We start from the raw sequence: 213 nt of genomic DNA on the forward strand, positions 1-213 counted from the left end.
AAGTCACTGGCGATCATCCGCCCCCTGGCCGAGGCCGGCTTCATCGTCCCCGCCCCCCACTTCGCCAACCTCAACGGCGGAGACGTCTACAACGGCAACCAGTCCAAGGACGTATCCGAGGTCATCACCCGGACCCTCGCCCTGAACACGGCCGGCGACCCGCTGGCCGGCCACATCAACACAGCGGTCGGCGTCGGCGTCTCCGGCCACTCG

Annotated in this window: 1 pseudogene; it reads left to right on the forward strand. The window is 68.5% G+C overall.

From position 1 onward, the window contains the following. Window positions 1–213, forward strand: a pseudogene (locus tag IG99_RS43985) (RICIN domain-containing protein); the annotation flags it as partial.

The sequence above is a fragment of the Streptomyces griseus subsp. griseus genome (assembly GCF_000720255.1).
Lineage (GTDB): Bacteria > Actinomycetota > Actinomycetes > Streptomycetales > Streptomycetaceae > Streptomyces > Streptomyces griseus_I.